1 protein-coding gene is annotated in these 284 nt (G+C 51.8%); it reads right to left on the bottom strand.

Features of this window, described 5'->3' with window-relative positions; translation table 11 throughout:
- Positions 1-235: DUF4158 domain-containing protein (locus F2P45_RS35190; protein WP_166882765.1), on the bottom strand; the 235-nt coding region annotated here is incomplete at its 3' end.
- Between the last annotated feature and the right edge of the window lie 49 nt (positions 236-284).

Below are 284 nucleotides of genomic sequence, written 5' to 3'. Positions count from 1 at the left end.
CATCGACATCGGTCCAGTCGAAGCGGAAGAAGGACTGCTTGGCCTTGAAGTAGCCGATCTGCAAGACGCAATAGACCTGGGCAGGCAGGCCTGGCCGGCTACTGGCGAGCGCCAATTCGGTTTCCGTCAATGCAAGGTATTCCATCCGTTGTGCATCGTCGAAATCTGGCAGGCCGTACAGGGCTTCTTGCTCAGCATCTGAGAGAACACTGAGCAACTTATTTTTTTGCTTCATCCATAATCTTTCCAAGGCTACGGAGCGTGTCAAACTATTTGAGACAGTA

Source organism: Massilia mucilaginosa, from assembly GCF_011682145.1.
GTDB classification, from domain to species: Bacteria; Pseudomonadota; Gammaproteobacteria; order Burkholderiales; family Burkholderiaceae_D; genus Telluria_A; species Telluria_A mucilaginosa.
Note: the sequence above shows the minus strand (reverse complement) of the source record. Positions and strands in the feature narration are given on the sequence as shown.